The sequence below is a fragment of the Blautia sp. MSK.18.38 genome (genome assembly GCF_024460535.1).
Lineage (GTDB): Bacteria > Bacillota > Clostridia > Lachnospirales > Lachnospiraceae > Blautia_A > Blautia_A fusiformis.
Window position 1 is genome coordinate 113,570 of sequence record NZ_JANFYP010000004.1, and the last position, 20,883, is coordinate 134,452.

General features: G+C 46.0%; 16 protein-coding genes. 5 read left to right on the top strand and 11 right to left on the bottom strand.

The features are described from left to right. Positions 1–4: 4 nt before the first annotated feature. From priA to NE638_RS04225, 3 genes are all read right to left on the bottom strand, one after another. On the bottom strand, positions 5–2,224 hold the full coding sequence (priA, locus tag NE638_RS04215) for a replication restart helicase PriA (protein WP_114002105.1): 2,220 nt from the start codon (positions 2,222–2,224) through the stop codon (positions 5–7). A 4-nt stretch (positions 2,225–2,228) separates the two neighbouring features. Further along, entirely contained in the window at positions 2,229–3,695 is a 1,467-nt protein-coding gene (locus NE638_RS04220) for a UDP-N-acetylmuramoyl-L-alanyl-D-glutamate--2,6-diaminopimelate ligase (protein WP_044961562.1), read from the bottom strand. A 187-nt stretch (positions 3,696–3,882) separates the two neighbouring features. Further along, on the bottom strand, positions 3,883–5,865 hold the full coding sequence (locus tag NE638_RS04225) for a DUF11 domain-containing protein (RefSeq protein WP_021651611.1): 1,983 nt from the start codon (positions 5,863–5,865) through the stop codon (positions 3,883–3,885). Between the two features lie 566 nt (positions 5,866–6,431). Between NE638_RS04225 and arcC the strand changes: the two genes are divergently transcribed. Beyond that, positions 6,432–7,364 carry a carbamate kinase gene (arcC, locus tag NE638_RS04230; RefSeq protein WP_015526125.1) on the top strand — a complete coding sequence of 311 codons (933 nt, stop codon included), beginning with the start codon at positions 6,432–6,434 and terminating at the stop codon, positions 7,362–7,364. A 163-nt stretch (positions 7,365–7,527) separates the two neighbouring features. Here the strand turns inward: arcC and nrdD are convergent, their stop codons facing one another. Beyond that, positions 7,528–9,663, bottom strand: a complete 2,136-nt coding sequence (gene nrdD / locus NE638_RS04235; RefSeq protein ID WP_129974736.1) for an anaerobic ribonucleoside-triphosphate reductase — start codon at positions 9,661–9,663, stop codon at positions 7,528–7,530. Positions 9,664–10,614: 951 nt separating this feature from the next. On the opposite strand from nrdD, the gene asnA reads away from it, so the two are divergent. Next, positions 10,615–11,625 carry an aspartate--ammonia ligase gene (asnA, locus tag NE638_RS04240; protein WP_173733428.1) on the top strand — a complete coding sequence of 337 codons (1,011 nt, stop codon included), beginning with the start codon at positions 10,615–10,617 and terminating at the stop codon, positions 11,623–11,625. A gap of 48 nt (positions 11,626–11,673) precedes the next feature. Next, positions 11,674–12,108, top strand: coding sequence for a CBS domain-containing protein (locus tag NE638_RS04245; RefSeq protein WP_021651604.1), 435 nt, complete (start codon positions 11,674–11,676; stop codon positions 12,106–12,108). A gap of 90 nt (positions 12,109–12,198) precedes the next feature. On the opposite strand, the gene nagB is transcribed toward NE638_RS04245, so the two are convergent. From nagB to NE638_RS04280, 7 genes are all read right to left on the bottom strand, one after another. Further along, a complete protein-coding gene (gene nagB, locus NE638_RS04250) occupies positions 12,199–12,939 on the bottom strand; it encodes a glucosamine-6-phosphate deaminase (protein WP_022426874.1) in 741 nt (246 codons plus the stop codon). A gap of 17 nt (positions 12,940–12,956) precedes the next feature. Continuing rightward, positions 12,957–13,796, bottom strand: a complete 840-nt coding sequence (locus tag NE638_RS04255; RefSeq protein WP_022426873.1) for a sugar phosphate isomerase/epimerase family protein — start codon at positions 13,794–13,796, stop codon at positions 12,957–12,959. A gap of 55 nt (positions 13,797–13,851) precedes the next feature. Continuing rightward, complete coding sequence (locus tag NE638_RS04260; protein WP_022426872.1) at positions 13,852–14,691, bottom strand: carbohydrate ABC transporter permease; 840 nt, start codon at positions 14,689–14,691, stop codon at positions 13,852–13,854. Next, positions 14,691–15,572 (bottom strand): carbohydrate ABC transporter permease, encoded by an 882-nt coding sequence (locus tag NE638_RS04265; RefSeq protein ID WP_022426871.1) that lies wholly within the window; start codon positions 15,570–15,572, stop codon positions 14,691–14,693. The genes NE638_RS04260 and NE638_RS04265 overlap by 1 nt, the downstream gene beginning before the upstream one ends. 145 nt (positions 15,573–15,717) lie before the next feature. Next, positions 15,718–16,962: an ABC transporter substrate-binding protein gene (locus NE638_RS04270; RefSeq protein ID WP_022426870.1), complete on the bottom strand. Its 1,245-nt coding sequence runs from the start codon at positions 16,960–16,962 to the stop codon at positions 15,718–15,720. Positions 16,963–17,025: 63 nt separating this feature from the next. Then, positions 17,026–18,063 (bottom strand): Gfo/Idh/MocA family protein, encoded by a 1,038-nt coding sequence (locus NE638_RS04275; protein ID WP_022426869.1) that lies wholly within the window; start codon positions 18,061–18,063, stop codon positions 17,026–17,028. Between the two features lie 14 nt (positions 18,064–18,077). Next, on the bottom strand, positions 18,078–18,389 hold the full coding sequence (locus NE638_RS04280; RefSeq protein ID WP_173745809.1) for a hypothetical protein: 312 nt from the start codon (positions 18,387–18,389) through the stop codon (positions 18,078–18,080). 171 nt (positions 18,390–18,560) lie between these two features. Between NE638_RS04280 and NE638_RS04285 the strand changes: the two genes are divergently transcribed. After that, positions 18,561–19,766 (top strand): ROK family transcriptional regulator, encoded by a 1,206-nt coding sequence (locus NE638_RS04285; protein WP_173745810.1) that lies wholly within the window; start codon positions 18,561–18,563, stop codon positions 19,764–19,766. 15 nt (positions 19,767–19,781) lie between these two features. Next, positions 19,782–20,840: a Gfo/Idh/MocA family protein gene (locus NE638_RS04290; RefSeq protein ID WP_147603293.1), complete on the top strand. Its 1,059-nt coding sequence runs from the start codon at positions 19,782–19,784 to the stop codon at positions 20,838–20,840. The last annotated feature ends 43 nt before the right edge of the window (positions 20,841–20,883 follow it).

Below are 20,883 nucleotides of genomic sequence, written 5' to 3' on the forward strand. Positions count from 1 at the left end.
TCCTTTAATTCATATCAAATTGAATGTATATTTTCCGGAATCCGGAATTTATCTCTATATATTTCTCCAGCTTCTCTCTGACTGCTGTGAGAAAGCAGATATCCCTGTGCTTCAGATGGATCACCTGACGATAAACATCCTTTACCTTACCTACCGATGCAGCTGCAGGTCCGATCATGTGAAGCTCTTCCTTCGGACTTACCCTGCGGATAAAAACTTCTATATAATACATGGCATTTTTCAGAAGTTCTTCATCCTGGCAGGCACCAAAAACAGTCATCATATGGGCTGCCGGCGGATAGTCCAAAAGCATCCGATACCCCATTTCTTCTTTATAAAATTTCTTATAATCCTGAATAGCCGCAGCCTGGATACTGTAATGCTCCGGCTGATATGTCTGGATCACCGCCTGCCCCGGCCGATTCCCTCTGCCGGAACGTCCAACTGCCTGAGTCAGAAGCTGGAATGTACGCTCCCCGCAGTGATAGTCATCCATATTCAGCGAAAGATCTGCTGCAATCACTCCTACCAGAGTCACATTCGGAAAATCATGTCCCTTGACGATCATCTGGGTCCCCACCAGAATATCTGCCTCATGCTTTGCAAAAGAAGCCAGGATCTTCTCATAGCTGTCCTTGGTCCTTGTGGTATCAAAATCCATTCGAAGTACCCTGGCTTTCGGGAATTCTTTTTCAATGACCTTCTCGATCTGCTGGGTTCCTGCCTTAAATCCACCAATGTGCGGTGAACCACAAGACGGACAGATTTCCGGTTTCACAGTCTCATAGCCGCAATAATGACAGATCAGACGATTGCCATTGTGTTCACTTAGAGATACATCACAGTGGGGACATTTCATAACGTGACCGCAGGCTCTGCAGGAAACAAAGCCCGCATATCCTCTCCGGTTCAGAAACAGCATGGCCTGTTCTCTTCTTTCAAGGACCTGCTCCAGATCCCTCTTCAGCTCCAGACTCAGTACCGAGCGGTTTCCTTTCTTTAATTCTTCCCGAAGATCCACGATTGATACCTGTGGAAGAGGCCTTTCCTCATAACGTGCGTTTAACTTTACCAGAAGATATTCTCCGTCACAGGCATGACTGTAGGCTTCCAATGACGGAGTGGCTGATCCCATGACCACACGGGCATGTTCCATTCGTGCCCTCTCAATGGCAGTCTCACGTGCATGGTACCTTGGCGTATTCTCACTTTTGTAGGTGGGTTCATGCTCTTCGTCGATAACGATCAGTCCCAGATCTGAAAACGGTGTGAACAGTGCGGATCTGGGTCCTACCATCACCTGGATCTCACCACGTTTTGCTCTTTTGAACTGATCATAACGTTCTCCCTGGGAAAGTCTGGAGTTCAGAACCGAAACCTTATCTCCGAACATGGCATAAAAGCGCCTGACTGTCTGATAAGTAAGCGCAATCTCAGGGATCAGCACGATCGCCTGTTTTCCCTCCTCCAGTACCTTCTGGATCAGGCGCATATAAACCTGGGTCTTTCCGCTTCCGGTCACTCCGAAAAGAAGTGCAGGCCTTGGGTCCGGCTCCTGCCATTCCCGAAAGATCTGCTCTGCCGCCAAAAGCTGTTCCTGGTTCAGACTCAGTTCCATGTTCTCCTTCACCAGGCCGAGCCCCTCGGGAATGCGATACATTTCCTGACTTTCAATAGTTATCAGACCTTTTTTCTCAAAAAAATCAAGAACGGAAATGCCGGCTCCAAGCTCTTTGGAGGCATAGGTATAATCCAGGCTCCCGGCCTCCAGGATTGCCCGAAGGAACCGCTCACGTGCTTTAAAGCGGCTGCCTTCCAGCTTGCCAAGAAGTGCCTGCCCCTCTTCCTTTTTCCCTGTAAAAAGGATCAGTCTTTTCTCTTTTGCACGGACCTTGTCTTTTACAGGCAGAACTGTTTTCAGTGCCTGGATCATGGTGGAGCCATAGGTCTCCTTCATCCAGGCCGCAAGTGCGATCAGCCGGGATTCCGTTGTCTCACTGTCTGTGGACACTCCCCGGATCTCCTTGAGCTTTGACGCATCATATTTTGCCGTTCCGGAGATCCCGGTCACATAGCCTTTCCGAAGGGTATTTCCCTTTCCGAAGGGCACTGTGACCACAACTCCGGGTTTTATTGCCTGCACCAGCTCCTCAGGTACACGATACTGAAAATCCCGGTCCAGCTTTTCATGAGAAATATCAATGATCACATCTGCATAGATCATCCATTTACGCTTTCTGATCTTCTTCCAGGATCTCCCGGATCAGTACACGCTCATCCATGGGATATTTCTTACCCTTGATCTCCTGATAATCCTCATGGCCCTTTCCGGCAAGGACGATGATATCTCCCGGCTCACCGTGATGGATCGCGTAGGCGATCGCCTCTTTACGATCCGGGATCTCTACATATTTTCCATCTGTTTTTGCCATTCCGATCTTGATATCATCGATGATGGCCTGTGGATCCTCATCTCGCGGATTATCTGAAGTAATGATGGTCAGATCTGCCATCTTTCCTGAAACCTCACCCATCTCATAACGGCGCAGCTTGGAACGGTTTCCGCCACAGCCAAACAGGCATACCAGTCTGTGCGGATCATATTCCTTCAGTGTTCCGAGAAGGCTCTCCAGCGCCATGGCATTATGTGCGTAATCGATCATCAATGTGAATTCGTCAGATACCTTGATCATCTCAATACGGCCTTTGACCCTGGCCACCTTCAGAGCTTTGATGATATTCTCCTCGGATACCTTAAAATGGCGGCAGATGGCAATGGCAGTCAGAGAATTGTAAATGCTGAACTTACCTGGAATATCGATCTCCACAGGAAAATCCATAAGTCCCTTAACATGATAGGAAATTCCCAGATAGCCCTTTCTTCCAACGAGTCTGGCGTCCTCTGCACGGAGATCTGCTTTTTCGGAAAATCCATAGGTTTCAAGTTTACAGGTGTGGCCTTCGATAATGCGGTCAAAGTGTTCATCGTCACGATTTACGATACCAACCTTACACTGTCTGAGAAGCATGGATTTGCAATGCAGATAATCATCAAAGTCCTTATGCTCATTCGGTCCGATATGATCTGGTTCAATATTTGTGAAAATTCCAAAATCAAACACAAATCCCTGGGTTCTGTGAAGCATCAGTCCCTGTGAGGAAACCTCCATAACGACCGCATCGCAGCCTGCTTCTACCATATCATGAAAATATTTCTGTACCATATAGGATTCCGGTGTCGTGTTGGCTGCCGGGATATGCTTCTCCCCGATAACAGCCTCGATGGTTCCGATCAGGCCAACCTTATATCCGGCATTCTCAAGGATTGATTTCACCATATAGGTTGTAGTTGTTTTTCCTTTGGTTCCGGTGATACCGATGGTTTTGAGCTTTTCTGCCGGATGTCCGAACCATGCTGCTGAAATAAAGGCCATGGCGTAACGGGTATCCTCTACCTGGATCACTGTCACATCCTCTGGTGCCTCCACCGCTTCTTCCACGATGAGTGTCTTCGCACCCTTTGCCACAACATCAGGTATAAATTTATGTCCATCCACGACCGCACCTCTGATGCAGATAAAAAGGCTCCCTTCTTCTACTTTACGGGAATCATATACAACAGAAGAAACCTCCTGCTCTGTACTTCCCTGAAGGCATTTGTATTCAAGATGCTCCAATAAGGATAAAAGATTCATTTTTCTCCTCCATCTTCCCTTTTTCCGGTCTGACGGGCAGCACACCGGAGGCGGGAAATATACTGTTCTTATTTTCTGTACATACCATATAGAATAGCACACCTCCCCCCTGTTTTCAACGTTTCTTTGAGGTACGGCCGCCTTGTAAAATATCAGCTTGTTACTGTTCACTCCGTTCTCAGTAACATCAGCTTTTTCCATAAATATCCGCATATTTTTTCCGGAGCCAGATGCCGCCCAGCACAGTCACCAAAGCTGTCACTGCCAGAAGCGTCCACAAATCCCTCCTGGTATCATCTCCGGTCTTCGGATGTGTGGACGCAGTTCTTGCCATCTGTATCTGACCGGAAGCCGGACCCTGGTCATCTCCCTGCAAAGGCAGCCCTTCTTCCGGCGTAATAGCCACCTCTCCTTTTACCATGACAGAAGCGGAGGCCTCCATCAATCGCTCTCCGGTTTCCTGGCTTGTGACCGTCACCTGGTTAAAAAGCTTCTGATCCGCTGTTTTTCCCGGGATCTTCACCACAGCCTGAAGAGAAACTGCCTCTCCCGGCGGGATCTGTTGGATCATTGCCTTTGTACGGCTGCTGTTGAGCGTTACACCTTCCTGCTCCAGAAACTGTGCATGGATCCCTGCTGTCTGAAAGCGCTCCGTTCCCACAACCGAATGAAGCGTTTTTTCACCGGTATTCACGATACAGATCTGATAGGTCACAGTCTCACCCGGTGCAGCGGTTTCTTTGTCTGCAGTTTTCTTTACAGAAAGATCCGCCTTCAGTGCCTCCAGACCATTTATAGTGGAGGCGTTCTTCCGGATCACTTCATCCGCTCTGTCCTTCACCCTGGCCTCTGCTTCCACCTGGTGCTCCAGATCTTTTTCCTGTTCATCCAGAAGCGGCGCCTGTACATAAAAGCTCCTGCTCTCTCCGGCTTTTAATTCTGCAAATTCCGCCACAGCCCCTTCTGTTAGAAGACCTTCTGCATCTTCCCACAGCTGCCGGATCTTAGGGCAGGAAAGGCTGCTGGTCAGACGGATATCTGCAAGATCCAGCTTTCCGGTATTGGCTATCTCTACCTGATAACGGATGGTCTGCCCTGCTTTCATTTTTTTATTCTGTGCAATTACCGACAATTCCATATCAGCCTCAGCAGCCTCCACGTCCAGCATAGGAGAGATTCCCTCTGCGATCACCAGCTCTTCCCCGTTTTCTTCTGTCATGAGAAAGGTTCCCGCACCGGTACAGTCCTTCTGAAGCGGTTCCTCCTGAGTCACAGGATAACTGCTTTTCTCTGCCGGAAAACGGTATTCCTGCCGCAGAATCAGCGGGATACGGAAAAAGATCTCATCCTGCCCGTTCTGCTCCACGTTCAGCACGCTTTCCAGCTTTGTGATCTCTGTAGCTTCACCGCTCTGGCTCCTTACAGAAATCTGCTGTGCAGCCATATTTTTCGGGACAGAATCCGTTTCCGGAACAAAATACTCCGAAATATACGTGACCAGCGTCAGCTTTTGCGTCTCCTCAAACTCACCTTCCTCTTCATTCCCTACATTTTCCCCTCCGGTCGACGTTCCTTCCGGTGTGAGCGGACCCGTTTTCTCCTGCTCTTCATCCTCCGGCTGTACTGTTTCCCCGGATGCCAGCTGCTCCACGTGCTCATATCCTTCCTCCATTTCTATTCCGATTCCTTCCACAACCTTATCCACCGGCAATTCCTGTTCTGCCTTCTCTTCCTGCTGCAAGTCATCCTCTGGCAGCTCCTGCTCTGGCTCTTCTTCCTGCTGCAAGTCATCCTCCGGCAGCTCCTGCTCCGGCTCTTCTTCCTGCTGCAAGTCATTCTCTGGCAGCTCCTGTTCTATCTCTTCTTCCTGCTCCACCGATGGATCTTCAATCTTATGAAGTTCATCGTCCCACTTCTCATTTTTCTCCTTATCCTCCGAAAACCTTCTCCCGGACAGCCATTCATTCAGGCCGCGAATCCGGATCCCAAGCTCCGCCTGTCCGGATTTTATGTCTTTCCAGAACACACTCTGATCGATAAACGGTGCCTGTCCCGGCAAAAAATCTGCTCCCAGAGTCAGCTCCGGTTCTATTGTTCCTCCCAGCATGGCTCCTGCCAGCACTGTCACAATTCCGGCTTTCTTCATCTGTTTCCATATTCTGTTTTTCATGGCTCTTCCTCATTTCTGCCTGATCTGGCATTTCTTATACACATGTTTTTTTTTACAGAAGCTTACTTTTCCACAGACAAAGGCATCCCTCCCCGACAAATGGTGCATGATCAATATTTTTTTCGATAAAATAAAATGGATTTCTGCATCGAAACGATGCGTGAACAGATCCCGCAGAATGCAGGATCAAGACTTTTTCAATGTATCACATTTTCAGACCATGCGCAACCGGATATAAAAATTATAAAGTTTGTTTAAACTTTCTTTATAAATTTTCCATTTCTTTTAGATTAACGACATATTTTAAACATATTTTCTCTATATAATAGGTGTTGGATAGATGAAAAACCACTCTCTATCTCCCCCCTCAAAAAATAGTAGGAATCAAACCGTCTGACTGGATCAGGCGGTTTTTCCTGTCTCGGAAAACACTCGATTTTCTATTGCATTTCCCACATAGGTCTTTTATAATAAAATATAATACTCGTGCATCGTTTTCGATGTACTCGTTACTGAATACAGTAACTGATTTCATTCCAATTTTTAAGAGAAACGAGGTATTTCCTATGAGCGAAAAAACCGTAGTAGTTGCATTAGGCCACCGGGCACTTGGCACCACACTTCCAGAGCAAAAAACAGCTACAAAACTCGCAGCGAAGGTAATCGCAGATCTGGTAGAGGAGGGAACCCGCGTAGTGATCTCCCACAGCAACGGTCCGCAGGTAGGGATGATCCACACCGCAATGAATGAATTCGGTAAGGCACATCCTGATTATACATTTGCACCAATGTCCGTATGTTCCGCCATGAGCCAGGGTTATATCGGCTATGACCTTCAGAACGCCATCCGTGCTGAGCTTATCTCCAGAGGGATCTACAAACCGGTCAGCACAGTTCTGACACAGGTTGTCATCGATCCATACGATGAAGCATTTGCAGAGCCGGAGAAGATCATTGGACGTGTTCTTAACGCAGAAGAGGCCGAGGCTGAAGAAGAAAAAGGAAACTTTGTCACAAAGGTGGGCGAGGGCCAGTACAGACGTATCCTTGCAGCACCGAAGCCACAGAAGATCGTAGAGATTGAAACCGTAAAGGTCCTCTCTGCAGCAGAGCAGATCGTCATTGCCGCAGGCGGCGGCGGAATCCCGGTTCTTGAGCAGGGAACTCAGCTGAATGGTGCCAGCGCCATCATCGAGAAAGACCTGGCAGCAGGACTTCTTGCAGAAGAACTGAACGCTGATACTCTGATGATCCTTACAAGCGTCGAGAAAGTAAGCCTTGACCATAATACGGATCACGAATCTTATCTGGATACTATTTCCACAGAAGATGCCAAGAAATATATTGCCGGCAAACAGTTTGCGGCAGGCTCCATGCTTCCTAAGATCGAAGCAGGTGTTTCCTTCGTGGAGAAGGGAACCGGACGCCGTACCATCATCACAGACATGGCCCATGCAAAAGACGGCTACCGTGAGAAGACCGGAACTATCATTAAATGATCATTTTACGGACTCAGAATACAAAGTGAACTATAAAACTTCACTTTACATAAAAATATCCCGCAGACGGCTGCTGGTCTTACCGGCAGCTCTGCGGGATATTTTTTTTACTGTCTGGCTCCACATCCGATCACTGTTCCACAGTTGATCGGGCAGCCAGTATTTACATAGATTTTCGCTCAGCGATCTCAGCCATCTTCGCCGCATTCAGGCGGGTATCTCCATGGACACGGCTGTAGGAAAGATATCCGTTCATACGGTCGATCTTGGTCAGGTTTCTGGAACCGCAGACAGGGCATACATCCATCTCCAGTTCCTCATGACCACAATCGTCACAGTATGCAAGAGAAAGGTTCACTCCCTCATAATATCCCAGATCCATGGCTCTGCGGATCAGTGTACGGATAGCTTCCTTATTGTAGCCGATCGGATAACGTACATACTGAATCTTACCTCCATTGCAGAGTTCCCAGAAACGTCCCTCCAGATCCTGTTTCTCGATCGGAGTTACATCCTCTGTTACATGGCAGTGGAAGCTGTTGCTCACATATGGTCTGTCAGAAACGCCCTCAATGATTCCATACATCTTACGGAACTGCTCTACCTGCAGTCCACAAAGACTCTCTGCCGGTGTTCCGTAGATCGCATAAAGATAACCATCTTCCTTCTTGTACTGATTTACCTTGTCATTGATATATTTCAGAACCTCCAGAGCAAACGCCCCATCCTCGGCAATGGATTTGCCATTGTAAAGCTCCTGAAGCTCATTTAACGCTGTGATACCGAAGGAAGCTGTCATAGGCTTCAGGATCTTGCCAATCTTTTCATTCGGTTTCAGATGTCCGCCGTAGAAACCGCCTTCACAGTATGCAAGCGGGTTGGTGGATGCACGCATCTGTCCCAGATATTCGTAAGTGCGGATATGCAGGTTACGGATCATTTCCAGATAGAAATCCAGAACCTCATAGAAATCTCTGCTCTCCGCTCTAGCCTTTGCAAGGATCATCGGAAGATGAAGGCTTACCGCACCAATGTTAAAACGTCCCACAAAAACAGGCGTATCATTCTCATCCGCCGGCTCCATACCGCCACGCTCATACCACGGACTTAAGAAAGCACGGCATCCCATCGGGCTGATGACCTTCTTGTATTTCCTGTACATACTGGAAATATAGCCTGCGCCGGACATAGACAGCCAGTCCGGATACATGGTTTTGGAGGAACACTCCACACCAGCCTCAAAAATATCCTCACAGCACTTTCCGGGACCATGGATCTCTTTGTCATAAAGGAATACGATTTTCGGGAAAAGTACCGGTTTCTTGTGTCCGGCCTTACCCTGTCCTCCCTGATGGACCTCAAGAAGGGAAATCGTACACATCTTCTCAAACTGCTCGGTTCCGAGACCAAGTGTCACCGTAACAAACGGATAATCACCTCTGGAAGAACCGACGGTATTCAGCTTGTACTCAATTCCCTGCCAGCCCTGGTCATAATCCCTGCGGACCTTATCAAGAGCATACTCAATAGCTCTCTCCTCACGGCCACTCCAGCTCTCATCCGAGTATTTCATAAATTCAGAAATATATTTATCATAGCTCTTCTTCGCATACGGTGCCAGGATCTTATCAACCTCCGGCACTGTAAAGCCACCATACTGCTGTGCTGCTGTACTGAGAATGATATCCCCCATAACATCAAAGGCTGTATCCAGAGTCTTCGGCTCGTTATACCAGACATTGCCCATCTCAAAACCGCCACTTAAAACAGCTGCCACATCGAACAGACAGCAATTCATGGTATCCAGACGTGCAGACTGGTCATGAATATAAATGTAGCCGTCCTTACATGCCTGAAGCTCATTACGGTTCATAAAAAACTTCCGATAGAGTTCCTTGTTCAGCTCATTAAAGATCAGGCTTCGTTTCGTGGCAACAAGGGCGCTGTCTGTATTGGCATTACTTTTATCACCGATATAACGGATCGCCTGACTCTTGGTATAGACATCATCCATCATATGGATAAAATCCAGCTTGTAATTCCGATAATCACGGTAGCTCTTGGCAACTGCCGGATTCACACGCTCCAGAGCCCCCTCTACGATGTTGTGCATCTCCTGGATCTCGATCTCATTCTTTCCAAGGGAATCCGCATGCTCCTGGGCAAAACGGCAGATAAAATCCTTCTCCTCGTCTGAAAAAGTATAAAGAATACGCTCTGCGGATTTGTTCACGGCAGCCACGATCTTCTGCGGATTAAACTCCTCTCTTGTCCCGTCTTTCTTGATCACATATAACATTGCTCATCCCTCCCTGTGCTATATATAAGTCGCTGTGCAAAATACTATATATAGTACCTATATCTTCTATATATTGTTTTTCATCTATATGTTGTGCTAGGCATGAGTATAACACAGCTGAGGAGAAAAGAAAAGGGATATTTCTGTATACACGAAAATACAGACACTTAGCACTGCCTGATCTCACTGCAGAAATATTCTCACAAATTTGTTCCGATCCAGTCTGCAAGAAAATCCCATAATTTTGGAAGCAGAATGGCCAGTGTCACTATAAACCATATGATCCAGCCTGCCCCGCTGCTTTTCTGATCTTTTTTTTGCTGTTTTTTTTCCCTGTTCTAAAACTTCTGCACGATTTCTGCCCACCGTTGTTTTATTCCTGGTATTAACTGCCGCTGCAGTCTTACGTCCGGCTGCTGCACCTGCATTCCGGCTTCTGGTTAGATTCCGATTCAAATCGGTATTGCGGCTTGCATTCGTATTCCGATTTATATTTGTATTCCGGTTTGCGTTCGTATTCCGGTTTACGTTTCCGTTATGTTGTGTTGTTTGATCAGCATCCTGTCCATACTGCCGCATCATATCCCGCACTTTGGCGGAAGCATGTTTATAATGTATCTCCCGGGGCTCATTCAAATGATATAACACCTCATCATTTCTGTAAGGCATCCCACATAATGAACACCTGCCATTTACAACCTTACCCCCACAAACCTGACACCTTTGACCTGCCATAAGCTCCCTCCATTCTATCCGTCAAAACGGATATTTATATTTCCGTCGTAAACATAAGCATTCTTTTTTCAGTATATCACACCAGGCATTTAATACCCAGCATTTTTCTACGATACCCCAAAAGACTTCCCCTCTCATTATATTGCCACTCCACCCATTTTCTGCTATAATACCCCACAGAGCAATAAGCCTAAAAATCATCAGGAGGAGCCGATAATGAATACAATCACAATCCCCGCAACCTATCATGCAGACCTGAACCTCCATGACACACAGATTGCGATCAAAACAGTAAAAGATTTCTTCCAGCAGACACTCTCACAGAAGCTGAACCTTCTTCGAGTATCCGCTCCAACATTTGTAGCACCGGAATCCGGCCTTAACGACAACCTTAATGGTGTAGAGCGCCCGGTAAGCTTTGATATCAAGGCTATCGAAGGAAGCAACGCCGAGATCGTACACTCCCTTGCCAAATGGAAACGCTACGCACTGAAAAAATACGGATTTTCTCACGGAGAGGGTCTTTACACAGATATGGTAGCCATCCGCCGGGATGAAGATCTGGACAATATCCACTCTGTTTACGTAGACCAGTGGGACTGGGAAAAGATCATCTCCAAAGAAGAGCGTTCCATAGAGACTCTCAAGGAAACCGTACGCACCATTTACAGTGTCCTTCGTAAAACTGAGAAATACATGGCTGTACAGTATGACTACATCGAGGAGATCCTTCCGAAGGATATCTTCTTTATCACAACTCAGGAACTTCTTGACATGTATCCGGACTGCACACCGAAGGAACGTGAATATCGGATCACCCGTGAAAAGGGCGCTGTCTTCCTTATGAAAGTCGGCAAAACCCTCACCAACGGCGAGCGCCACGACGGACGTGCCCCGGACTATGATGACTGGGAACTGAACGGTGATATCCTCGTATACTATCCGGTACTTGACATTGCCCTTGAGCTTTCCTCAATGGGAATCCGTGTTGACGAGGACGCACTTGACCGCCAGCTTACCGAAGCAGGCTGTGATGACCGAAGAGAGCTTCCATTCCAGAAGGCCATCCTGAACAAAGAGCTTCCGTACACCATCGGTGGTGGTATCGGACAGTCCAGGATCTGTATGTTCTTCCTTCGTAAAGCACACATCGGAGAAGTACATGTCTCTCTCTGGCCGAAGGAGATCACAGATGCTGCAGAGACACACGGACTTCAGCTTCTCTAAAACAGCCTACAGATTTATTTATAATTTTCGCGGAAATGAGGTAATAACGTGAACATTCTGTTTTTTCTGATTCCCAAAAGCGAAGTAGCCTACATCTTTGAGGATGAAACTCTTCGCCAGACCCTCGAAAAAATGGAGCACCGCAAGTACTCCTGCATTCCTATCCTCACCATGGACGGCAAATATCTCGGCACCATCTCAGAGGGAGATCTCCTCTGGGGCATGCGCCGTGCAGATATCCACGACATCAAGGAAACAGAGGGAATCCCGATCATGGCGATTCCACGCCGTGCCACCTACAAACCGGTCCATGCAGATTCCAATATGGAAGATCTCCTGGATCGCGCCATTAATCAGAACTTCGTACCGGTGGTAGATGACCAGGGCTCCTTCATCGGGATCATAACCAGAAAATCTATCATCAAATACTGTTACAACGAAATAAAAGCCGCACAAAAAACTGCCGGTGAAGAAATCCACTGAGCAGCGGAAAGAAAAAGGATGGCTTCCGTTCCTGCACAGGTAGGAATCGGAAGCCATCCTTTTTTGATCCGGCAGTTGTATTCCGGATTTTTATTTTATTTTTTCGCGGATCATACTCAGTGCATCTTCATCTGCCACAACCGTGAGATCCGGGTGAAGCTGCAGGATAGATGCCGGAACCTTCGGTGTGATCGGTCCGTACAGGGAATTATACAGGGCTTCTGCCTTGGATGTTCCCGTTGCCACAAGAAGGATCTTTTTTGCAGCCATGATATTCCCGATTCCCATAGTGTAGGCCTGTTTCGGGACCTCATCCATGCTTTCAAAAAACCTTGAATTGGCCCTGATGGTACTTTCTGTCAGATCCACACAATGGGTTTCTTTTTCAAAGGCATCTCCTGGTTCATTGAAGCCGATGTGTCCGTTCCCGCCGATACCAAGCAGCTGCATATCCACACCTCCGGTTTGCCGGATGATTTCGTTATACTGTGCACATGCCTTATCGCTATCCTCTTCCAGTCCGTCAGGCACAAAGGTCCGTGCTTTGTCAATATTTACATGGTCAAAGAGATTATGATCCATAAAATAGCGGTAGCTCTGGTCATTGTCGCCGGAAAGTCCCTTGTACTCATCCAGATTCACACTTGTCACCCTGGAAAAATCCAGATCCCCTTTTTTGTACCATTCTACCAGTTGTGCATACATGCCCACAGGCGTGGAACCGGTAGCCAGTCCAAGAACTGCATCCGGTTTCATGATAATCTGTGCAGACATGATATTGGCTGCTTTTCTGCTTACATCCTGATAATCTTTTCCTGCGTAAATAATCATAGTTTTTTCCTCAGCTCTTATTCTGCGATCAGTTTATCCAGAAGCTCCTTGGCCATACGGATATCTTTTTTCTGTTCCTCACCGGAGATCTCACGCTCAATGGTAATATCTCCCTGATAACCGATCTCTTTCAGCTTTGCAATAAATGCAGAATAATTTACTTTACCCTGGCCAAGGGGAACCTCATCACCCAGATGATGTCCATCTGTTGGATATTTTCCATCTTTTCCGTGAATTCCCATGACATACTCACCGAAAACCTCCAGAGCATCTACCGGATTTGCCTTTCCGTACATGATCAGGTTTGCAGGATCAAGGTTAATTCCCACATTTCCTTTTCCGACAGCTTTCTCAATATCCTGGATCGCACGCTTTAATGTTACAGGAGTCTCCTGTCCTGTTTCAAACAGGAAGTTCTGACCATTTTCCTTACATTTTTCCACAATAGCCTTACATGCAACCAATACTTCCTCGTATTTCGGGTCGTATGGATTTTCCGGCATATAGCCAACGTGTGTTGCCAGGTCTGTCACATGGATCTTTTTCGCAAAGTCAGAACCTTCCATAAGCATCTTCAGTCTCTCAACTCTGTAATCAGACGGAATCAGGCCAAGTGTCAGCTGTCCTTCATAGAAATCCCATACTCTGCGGCCTTCCCATCCGCACCAGAATGCGGTTGCGTGGATCCCGTATTTCTCCAGACCTTTATTAATAGCCTCTGCCATAGCATCGTCCTGAAGTGTTGGACGATCCCAACATACCAGCTGGCAGCTATCCACACCCATTTCCTTCAGCTCCGCAAATTTTGCATCAATATCTGTATTGCTTGTAAATTCGATCAAAACTCCAACTTTCATAGGTTCTGTTCTCCTTCCAGTATTATCTCATATTATACTACTTATACCACCAAGATCAGCCTTTTACCGCACCGGCAGTAATACCACCTACAATATGCTTCTGCATCACAACAAAGAAGATAAGACTCGGTATCATGGACATTACGATTCCGGGAAGTGCATGCTCCCAGTCTGCTGTCTGTGCGGAAAACTGCATGTACAGTGCATTCTGGATATTCATTGCCACTGTGTTTCCGCCAACGATCAGCTGGTTGGTGATGATATCATTCCAGGTTGCCAGTGCATCCAAAACAACGACCGTCGTGAGGATCGGTTTCAGAAGCGGAAGTACAATGCTGAAATAGGTGCGGATCTTACCTGCGCCGTCAATACATGCACACTCTTCCAGATCGATAGGAACATTTTTTACAAATCCATGGATCATGTATACTGCCAGAGGCATACATAAGCCCACACTTACCAGAATATATCCGGTTCTTGTTCCAGTCAGTTTCACGTTGGAAACCAGTCTTGTCAAGGTGATCATGTAAGACTGGAACGGAACCATCATCGGCATGATGATCAGAACAAAGCATATTTTGCTAAGTCTGCTTTTTGTTCTTGCGAGCTTATAGGCTGCCATCGGCGCCATAAGCACTACCAGGATGACAGTGCAGAATGTATAAAGCAATGTATTAAAGATCAGAGACGGGAAACCGAATTTCGTCCAGGTCTCCATATACATCTTCAGGCTCCATGACTTGGGCAGAGCCAGAAAGTCCTGCAGCATATCATTATAGGGTTTAAATGAGTTTATAAAGATCAATACCAGCGGCATCAGCCAGAAGATCGCACATACAAAAATAATGATCGTCAGTGCATTCACCTGCCGCAGGTTCTTTGGTTTCTTCTTCATTATGCCTCAACCTCCTTACTCTTGGTAATCTTCATCTGAATTGCTGTAATGATCAGAACAAATACTACAAATACAAGAGATTTGGCAGTAGCAAGACCATATTTGCTGTTAACAAAAGCTTCCTTATAAATATTATACGCAACGGAAACAGTTGAATTCGCAGGTCCGCCCTTTGTAAATACCATGATAATATCGAATAACTTAAACGCAAATGTCATTGATGTCAGCATACAGATCGAGATCGCAGGCATGATCATCGGAATTGTGATCTTGCGGAATACCTGGAAAGAGGTTGCTCCGTCGATTCTTGCCGCTTCCAGAAGCTCTCCCGGAACTGCAATGATTCCTGCGATATAATTGACCATGTAAAAACCAAGATTCTGCCATACTGCCATGACAACAACTACATAAAAAGCAAGCTTCGGTGTTCCAAGCCAGCTCCAGTTAAAGAATTCCCATCCTGTAACACTGTAAAGAGCCTCAAAGCCAGGTCCCAGGATAAATTTCCAGATCAGACTGATCGCTGTCAGACTGATGATATAAGGAATATAATAAAAAGCACGACCAAGACTGTTCACTTTGTTCTCACGTGCCATTACGACAGCGACTGTGAGAGAAACAATGTTTACGATAACAACATAAAATACTGCAAATTTAAGAGTAAATCTGACACCTTTCCAGAAAAGCGGGTCAGCAGTAAAGATCTTCACATAGTTGGCAAGTCCTACAAATTCCATGTTCTTGCCGATTCCATTCCAATTAAATACCGAATAGTACAGATTCATTACAAATGGAATATCTGTGGCAAACAGTACAAAAACGACTGCCGGAAAGACAAACAATGCAAAAATTGCCAGATCCTTTGTTTTTTTGTTTTTCAATCCTATCCCCTCCAGAAATTCATTTTTTCTTTGGTTTATATTTGGGAAACAGGCAAAGCTGCTGCCAGTCTCCCTCTTTTGTCAGTTACATTCCGTCAGCCCAAAATCAACAAATCTGTTTCTCTTCGGCTCCTGGAGTTCCTTGTTACTCTGCTGATGTCCAGAAATCCTGGAAGAGCTGTGTTACTTCATCTGCGCTCATGTCTCCAAGCATGTAAGACTGGAGATACGGACCACACTCATCTGCGTAGCTGCCAGGAGCAATCGTGTGGATCCAGCCGTTTGTCTTTCCAGCGTCGATATAGGTCTTGGCATCATTTGCAAGAGCGCCGGTCACTTCCATATCAGACTTTGCACCAGGAACAGCTCCTACACCTTCTGCCATCCATTTCTGGCCTTCTTCGGATGTAAGGATAAACTCACAATACTCTTTTGCAAGATCCAGATTCTTGGAATCTTTATTTACAATATAAGTCCAGTTACAGGAGGATAATACAGTTGCATCATCTTCACCGGCGCCTACCGGGAATGGAAGAAATGCAAGATTTGCATCCGGATTAAAGGAATCCAGTGTAGACTGGCACCAGTCACCCATATGGATCATAGCTGCATCGCCGTTTGCAAGCATATTCTCTGATGTCTCCCAGTCAACCTCAAGCGGCTTGTCCGGACCATACTCTACAGCAAGATCAAGGAACTTGTAAAGGTTCTCCCAGTTAGGCATATCTGCAAATGCTGTCTCACCGGATTTGATCGCATCTACTGTCTCAGCAGCTGTTTTGTCTTTGTCGATCATGAAATGTGTTGCAACCTGTCCTAATACCCATGTTTCCTTTGCAGCAAGTGCAAACGGAGTGATGCCTGCATCCTTCAGCTTCTTGCATGCCTCTTCCAGCTCATCCATGTTTGTCGGAAGCTTGTCGATACCAGCTTTCTCAAAGCAGTCCTTGTTGTAGATCAGGCCCATGTTCTCATAGGTCCATGGAAGAGATTTTACATTTCCCTCGTCATCTTTTCCAAGGTTTACAGCGTCCTCATTGAACTTGTCCAGAACTTCTGTATCATTGCTCCAGTCGTAAGCATAATCATAGTACATTTTCGCTTTTGTTCCGGCCTCAGCATCAAATACGTCTGGTGTATCACCGGAGTTTACTCTGGACTGAAGCAGTGTGTCGTAATCGTTGGCTGCATGCTGTACATCAACAGTCACACCCGGATGTGATTTCTCGAAGGCTTTTACCATCTCGTCATATTCTTCCAGACCATAAGCATGTGCATCAAATACATTCAGTGTTACATTTTCTTCAGCATGTGCAGTTACCCCTCCTGCAACTACCATTGATGAGATCATTGCTGCTGATAACAGAATAGAAATCACTCTTTTTTTCATTTGCATATCCTCCTTTTGAATAGCTTTTTTTATTTTTCTCACTGCCTTTCAGTGAAAATTTCATTATTTGTTTTCGTGTGTGTTTACATACTCTTTTGCCGCATTCCACTCTTTAATCCCAAGCTGTACGGATCTTACTCCTTCGATCAAAGGAGCAACCTCTACAGGTTTATCTTCTCTGACGCATTCCTGGAAATATTTGATCTCTGTATAATATGGTCCCAGATTGGAGACATTGATTCCCGCCACATCACTCTCGCCTTCATATTCAGCTTTGAGCTCTGGCGTCTCCACAGTTCCGTCTTTCTTATATACTGTCAGGCTCGGTGACTGAGCACCGTTAAATTCTATCGTAGCATCCTCAAAATGTGCACGGAACGCTGCATGGAACTTCATTGCCGATGACTCATCCCAAATACCCTCTGCTGTAGCAAAAACATCTCCGAATTCATACTCCGTGATGATATGATTGATCATGCCACTTTCAAATCTGCTGGCTTTTACCTGGAAGCTGTCCGGCTCACCCAGCATATAACGCAGAAAATCAAGATCATGCACGTGAAGATCCAGCACAACGGAACCACTCTTTTCTTCATTATGGAACCAATCCTCAAATCCCCATTTCACATCTCCGCTGATACGCTCCATAGTAATGGATTTCAGCTTTCCGAATTTTTCTGTGTCGTAAGCTTCCTTCAGATATTTATATTCCTCAAAGGAACGTACTACCTGTCCTACCATAACCTTCTTCCCGGATCTTTTTTCTGCTTCAAGAAGCATCTGGCAATCCTCTTCGGTCAGACATACCGGTTTTTCCACCAGTACATTCATCCCTTTTTCCAGTGCCTTCACTGCATGTTCTGCATGCAGATAGCTTGGAAGACAGATATGTACAATATCCAGCTGCTCCTTTTCGATCAGTTCCATTCCGTATTCATATGTGGCAGCTTCCGGAAAATATGATGCCGCTTTGTCCAGAAATTCTTTTCTGCAGTCAGACAGGGCAACTACCTCAACATCATCCTCTTTTTCTGATAAGACTTTCAGGGATAAGTAATGAGTCGTTCCCATTCCGCCGCATCCAATCACGCCTATTCTCATCTCTCTACCTCTCTTTATTTGTCCAGTGGCCTAACTAATATTCCAAAAAATAAAAGCTTTTTGCAAAAATATCTGTGTTTCTTGCTACAAGCTCTCTTTTTTGCTGCTCTTAGCTTGGATTTAGGATAGCATCCTTTGCCGTATCTGTCAACATTCTTTCCCGTTTTTTCGTCTTTCAATGTGCATTTCTTGTATAATAAACAATATTTCAAGTATTTTTTTGTGCATTTTGCGCATTTGTAATCAATTATTCCTGTCACTGTACTATTTATCTCCATTTTTTTACCAGTCTTCCCAAAAAATGCCTGTGTTATATTGCTCTTCATTTTAGAATTGTCGTATTTTTACATTTTTTCTTCTATGATAGTCAATATTTTCTTTGTACAGCCACATATTGATTATTTTCTGTATCTATGATAGGATATATTTAGTGCGGAGACTTTACTAATATTTTTCGGTACCGTTTATTTTTAAAGGATTGGAGATGAAAAGAAACTATGAAACTTGTTAATCAGCAGGTTATTAAGAACACGAATATGAAACGGCTCTATACTTCCATCTATTCCAGTCCCGGAATATCCAGAGCACACCTTGCCAAGCAGACGAAGCTCAGCAAAACAACCGTATCTACTCTTGTAGATGAACTGATCGAACGGGGATTCATTGTGGACAGCGGTATCGGAGAATCCGACAGCATCGGACGTAAGCCGAACTGCCTTCAGGTCCGGATGAACAGCTACTACGTTGTTGTCATGAACTGGCATGAAAATGCTGTCGAAGCTTATCTTGTGGACATTGCCGGTACTTCCGTCTTTCATGAATCACGGAAGCTTTCCGAAGATGAAAATCATGTCGCATGCTCCGGCTCCTGTTTCCGGGAATCCATTCTGGAACACTGTGCTCCTGACCGTATCCTTGGCATCTGCATAGTAATGTCCGCCATGATCGACGCCTCCAGCAATGAAGTATATTCCACGACCCTGAATCTGCCTTCCATGGAAAGCACTCAGATCATTAAATCTCTGAAGACTGCATTCCCGGGATACCCGGTTGATCTTCTCAATGATACCGCCTGCTATTCCTACGCAGAAAAGGTCTATGGTAATATAAAAGAGAAAAATTTTGCTTTTCTCAATTTCGGCCGCGGCATCGGTGCCACCCTTTTCACAGAAGGGAGTATGCTCGGAACTGCCAGCGGTTCCTTTACCCAGTTCGGCCATTATTCCATTGATCCTCACGGTCCGGAATGTATCTGCGGAAATCACGGATGTCTGGAAGTTATGATCTCGGAGCAGTCTCTGAAAAACAGGATCCCGGAATTCGGACAGATTCCATCCTTAAGCGCACTTTCAGAAATCACCTTCTCAGATCTGGGAAAGGCTGCCACCTTCCGCGATCCAACCGCTCTTGCTATGGTAAAGGAGATGGCATGGGAGCTGTCCATCGCCCTGAGTAATCTGATCAGTACCGTAAATCCATCTCTGATCGTTCTTGGCGGAAAGATTCCGGATCTTGGCGAATATTTTCTCAATGAAGTACGGGAAGACCTGAAAAAAACCGGGTTCCGCAGGATGGTAGATAACGTGACTGTCCGTTACTCCCAGCTCCAGAGTGATTCGTTCCTGAACGGAGCCATGAAATACTTTTTTGATATCCACTATTCTTTTACAAATCAGGATCCGACGAATTTTTTTATCGGATGATATAAGGAGGAAGCCATGAAAAAACTGAAAGCTGCTATTGTAGGCTGCGGCCGTATTTCCGTCTCTTATGCGGATGCATTCCATCGTCTCAGCGATGAAGTAGAATTAGTATATGCCGTTGACAAAGATCCAGCTCTTGCCAAAGCCTTTGCAGAGGAATTTAACTGTTCCTGGACTACGGACTTTGATGAGATCCTGGATAAGGATATTGATGTGGTACATCTCTGTCTGCCGCATTTCCTGCACCCGGTCATGGCCATCAAAGCCATGAAAGCCGGCATTAACGTCCTTACCGAAAAGCCCATTGCCACCTGTCTTCAGGATGCAGACAGAATGATCCGTACCGCCGAAGAAACTCATGTAAAGCTGGGCGTTATCTTCCAGACACGTTACACAAAAAGTGTGGAAAAGCTCCGCGAAATGATCCAGCGGGGTGATTTCGGAAAAATCCTTACCGCACGTTCCTATCTGACCTGGAACCGTCCGCTCGACTATTACAGCGGAAGTAACTGGAAGGGAACATGGGACAAAGAGGGCGGCGGTGTTCTCATCGACCAGGCGATCCACAGCATTGATCGTGTTCGATATATGCTGGATTCCGATGTGGAATGGATCGACGGAAGTATCCATAATTATGTCCACCATTTTGTAAAGGTAGAGGATGCCGCAGACGCTGCTATCATGTTCAAAAACGGCTGTCTTTATAATCTATATGCATGCAACATTTACGGAGCCGATTCCCCGATCAATATTGAACTGATCGGAGAAAAAGGACGCCTGGGTCTTAAGCAGGACATGGGATATTACGAGCTGGACGGCACCTATGCTGAGATCCGAAACACTTATGAGACCACAAATGTGGGCCCTGATTACTGGGGAAGCAGCCATCACCTGCAGATCCGTGACTTCTATCGTTCCGTCCGTGAGGATCTTCCCGTTGCCATCGACGGACTGGAAGGCAGAAAAACCCTGGAAATGGTAAAAGGAATCTACCTTTCCTCTGCTAGAAGAGAACGCATCTCTCTCCCCTTTGAGGATGTAACCTACAGTGATCTGAACCAGCCGGTGAAATAACTACGTCACTATTCTGTAACTATAAAAAACGGATGCTTTATCT

What these genes read in the sequence shown, in the direction of transcription:
- priA (WP_114002105.1), bottom strand. Translation starts at nt 2,224, where the DNA reads ATGATCTATGCAGATGTGATCATTGATATTTCTCATGAAAAGCTGGAC.
- NE638_RS04220 (WP_044961562.1), bottom strand. Translation starts at nt 3,695, where the DNA reads ATGAATCTTTTATCCTTATTGGAGCATCTTGAATACAAATGCCTTCAG.
- NE638_RS04225 (WP_021651611.1), bottom strand. Translation starts at nt 5,865, where the DNA reads ATGAAAAACAGAATATGGAAACAGATGAAGAAAGCCGGAATTGTGACA.
- arcC (WP_015526125.1), top strand. Translation starts at nt 6,432, where the DNA reads ATGAGCGAAAAAACCGTAGTAGTTGCATTAGGCCACCGGGCACTTGGC.
- nrdD (WP_129974736.1), bottom strand. Translation starts at nt 9,663, where the DNA reads ATGTTATATGTGATCAAGAAAGACGGGACAAGAGAGGAGTTTAATCCG.
- asnA (WP_173733428.1), top strand. Translation starts at nt 10,615, where the DNA reads ATGAATACAATCACAATCCCCGCAACCTATCATGCAGACCTGAACCTC.
- nagB (WP_022426874.1), bottom strand. Translation starts at nt 12,939, where the DNA reads ATGATTATTTACGCAGGAAAAGATTATCAGGATGTAAGCAGAAAAGCA.
- NE638_RS04255 (WP_022426873.1), bottom strand. Translation starts at nt 13,796, where the DNA reads ATGAAAGTTGGAGTTTTGATCGAATTTACAAGCAATACAGATATTGAT.
- NE638_RS04260 (WP_022426872.1), bottom strand. Translation starts at nt 14,691, where the DNA reads ATGAAGAAGAAACCAAAGAACCTGCGGCAGGTGAATGCACTGACGATC.
- NE638_RS04270 (WP_022426870.1), bottom strand. Translation starts at nt 16,962, where the DNA reads ATGAAAAAAAGAGTGATTTCTATTCTGTTATCAGCAGCAATGATCTCA.
- NE638_RS04275 (WP_022426869.1), bottom strand. Translation starts at nt 18,063, where the DNA reads ATGAGAATAGGCGTGATTGGATGCGGCGGAATGGGAACGACTCATTAC.
- NE638_RS04280 (WP_173745809.1), bottom strand. Translation starts at nt 18,389, where the DNA reads ATGAAGAGCAATATAACACAGGCATTTTTTGGGAAGACTGGTAAAAAA.
- NE638_RS04285 (WP_173745810.1), top strand. Translation starts at nt 18,561, where the DNA reads ATGAAACTTGTTAATCAGCAGGTTATTAAGAACACGAATATGAAACGG.
- NE638_RS04290 (WP_147603293.1), top strand. Translation starts at nt 19,782, where the DNA reads ATGAAAAAACTGAAAGCTGCTATTGTAGGCTGCGGCCGTATTTCCGTC.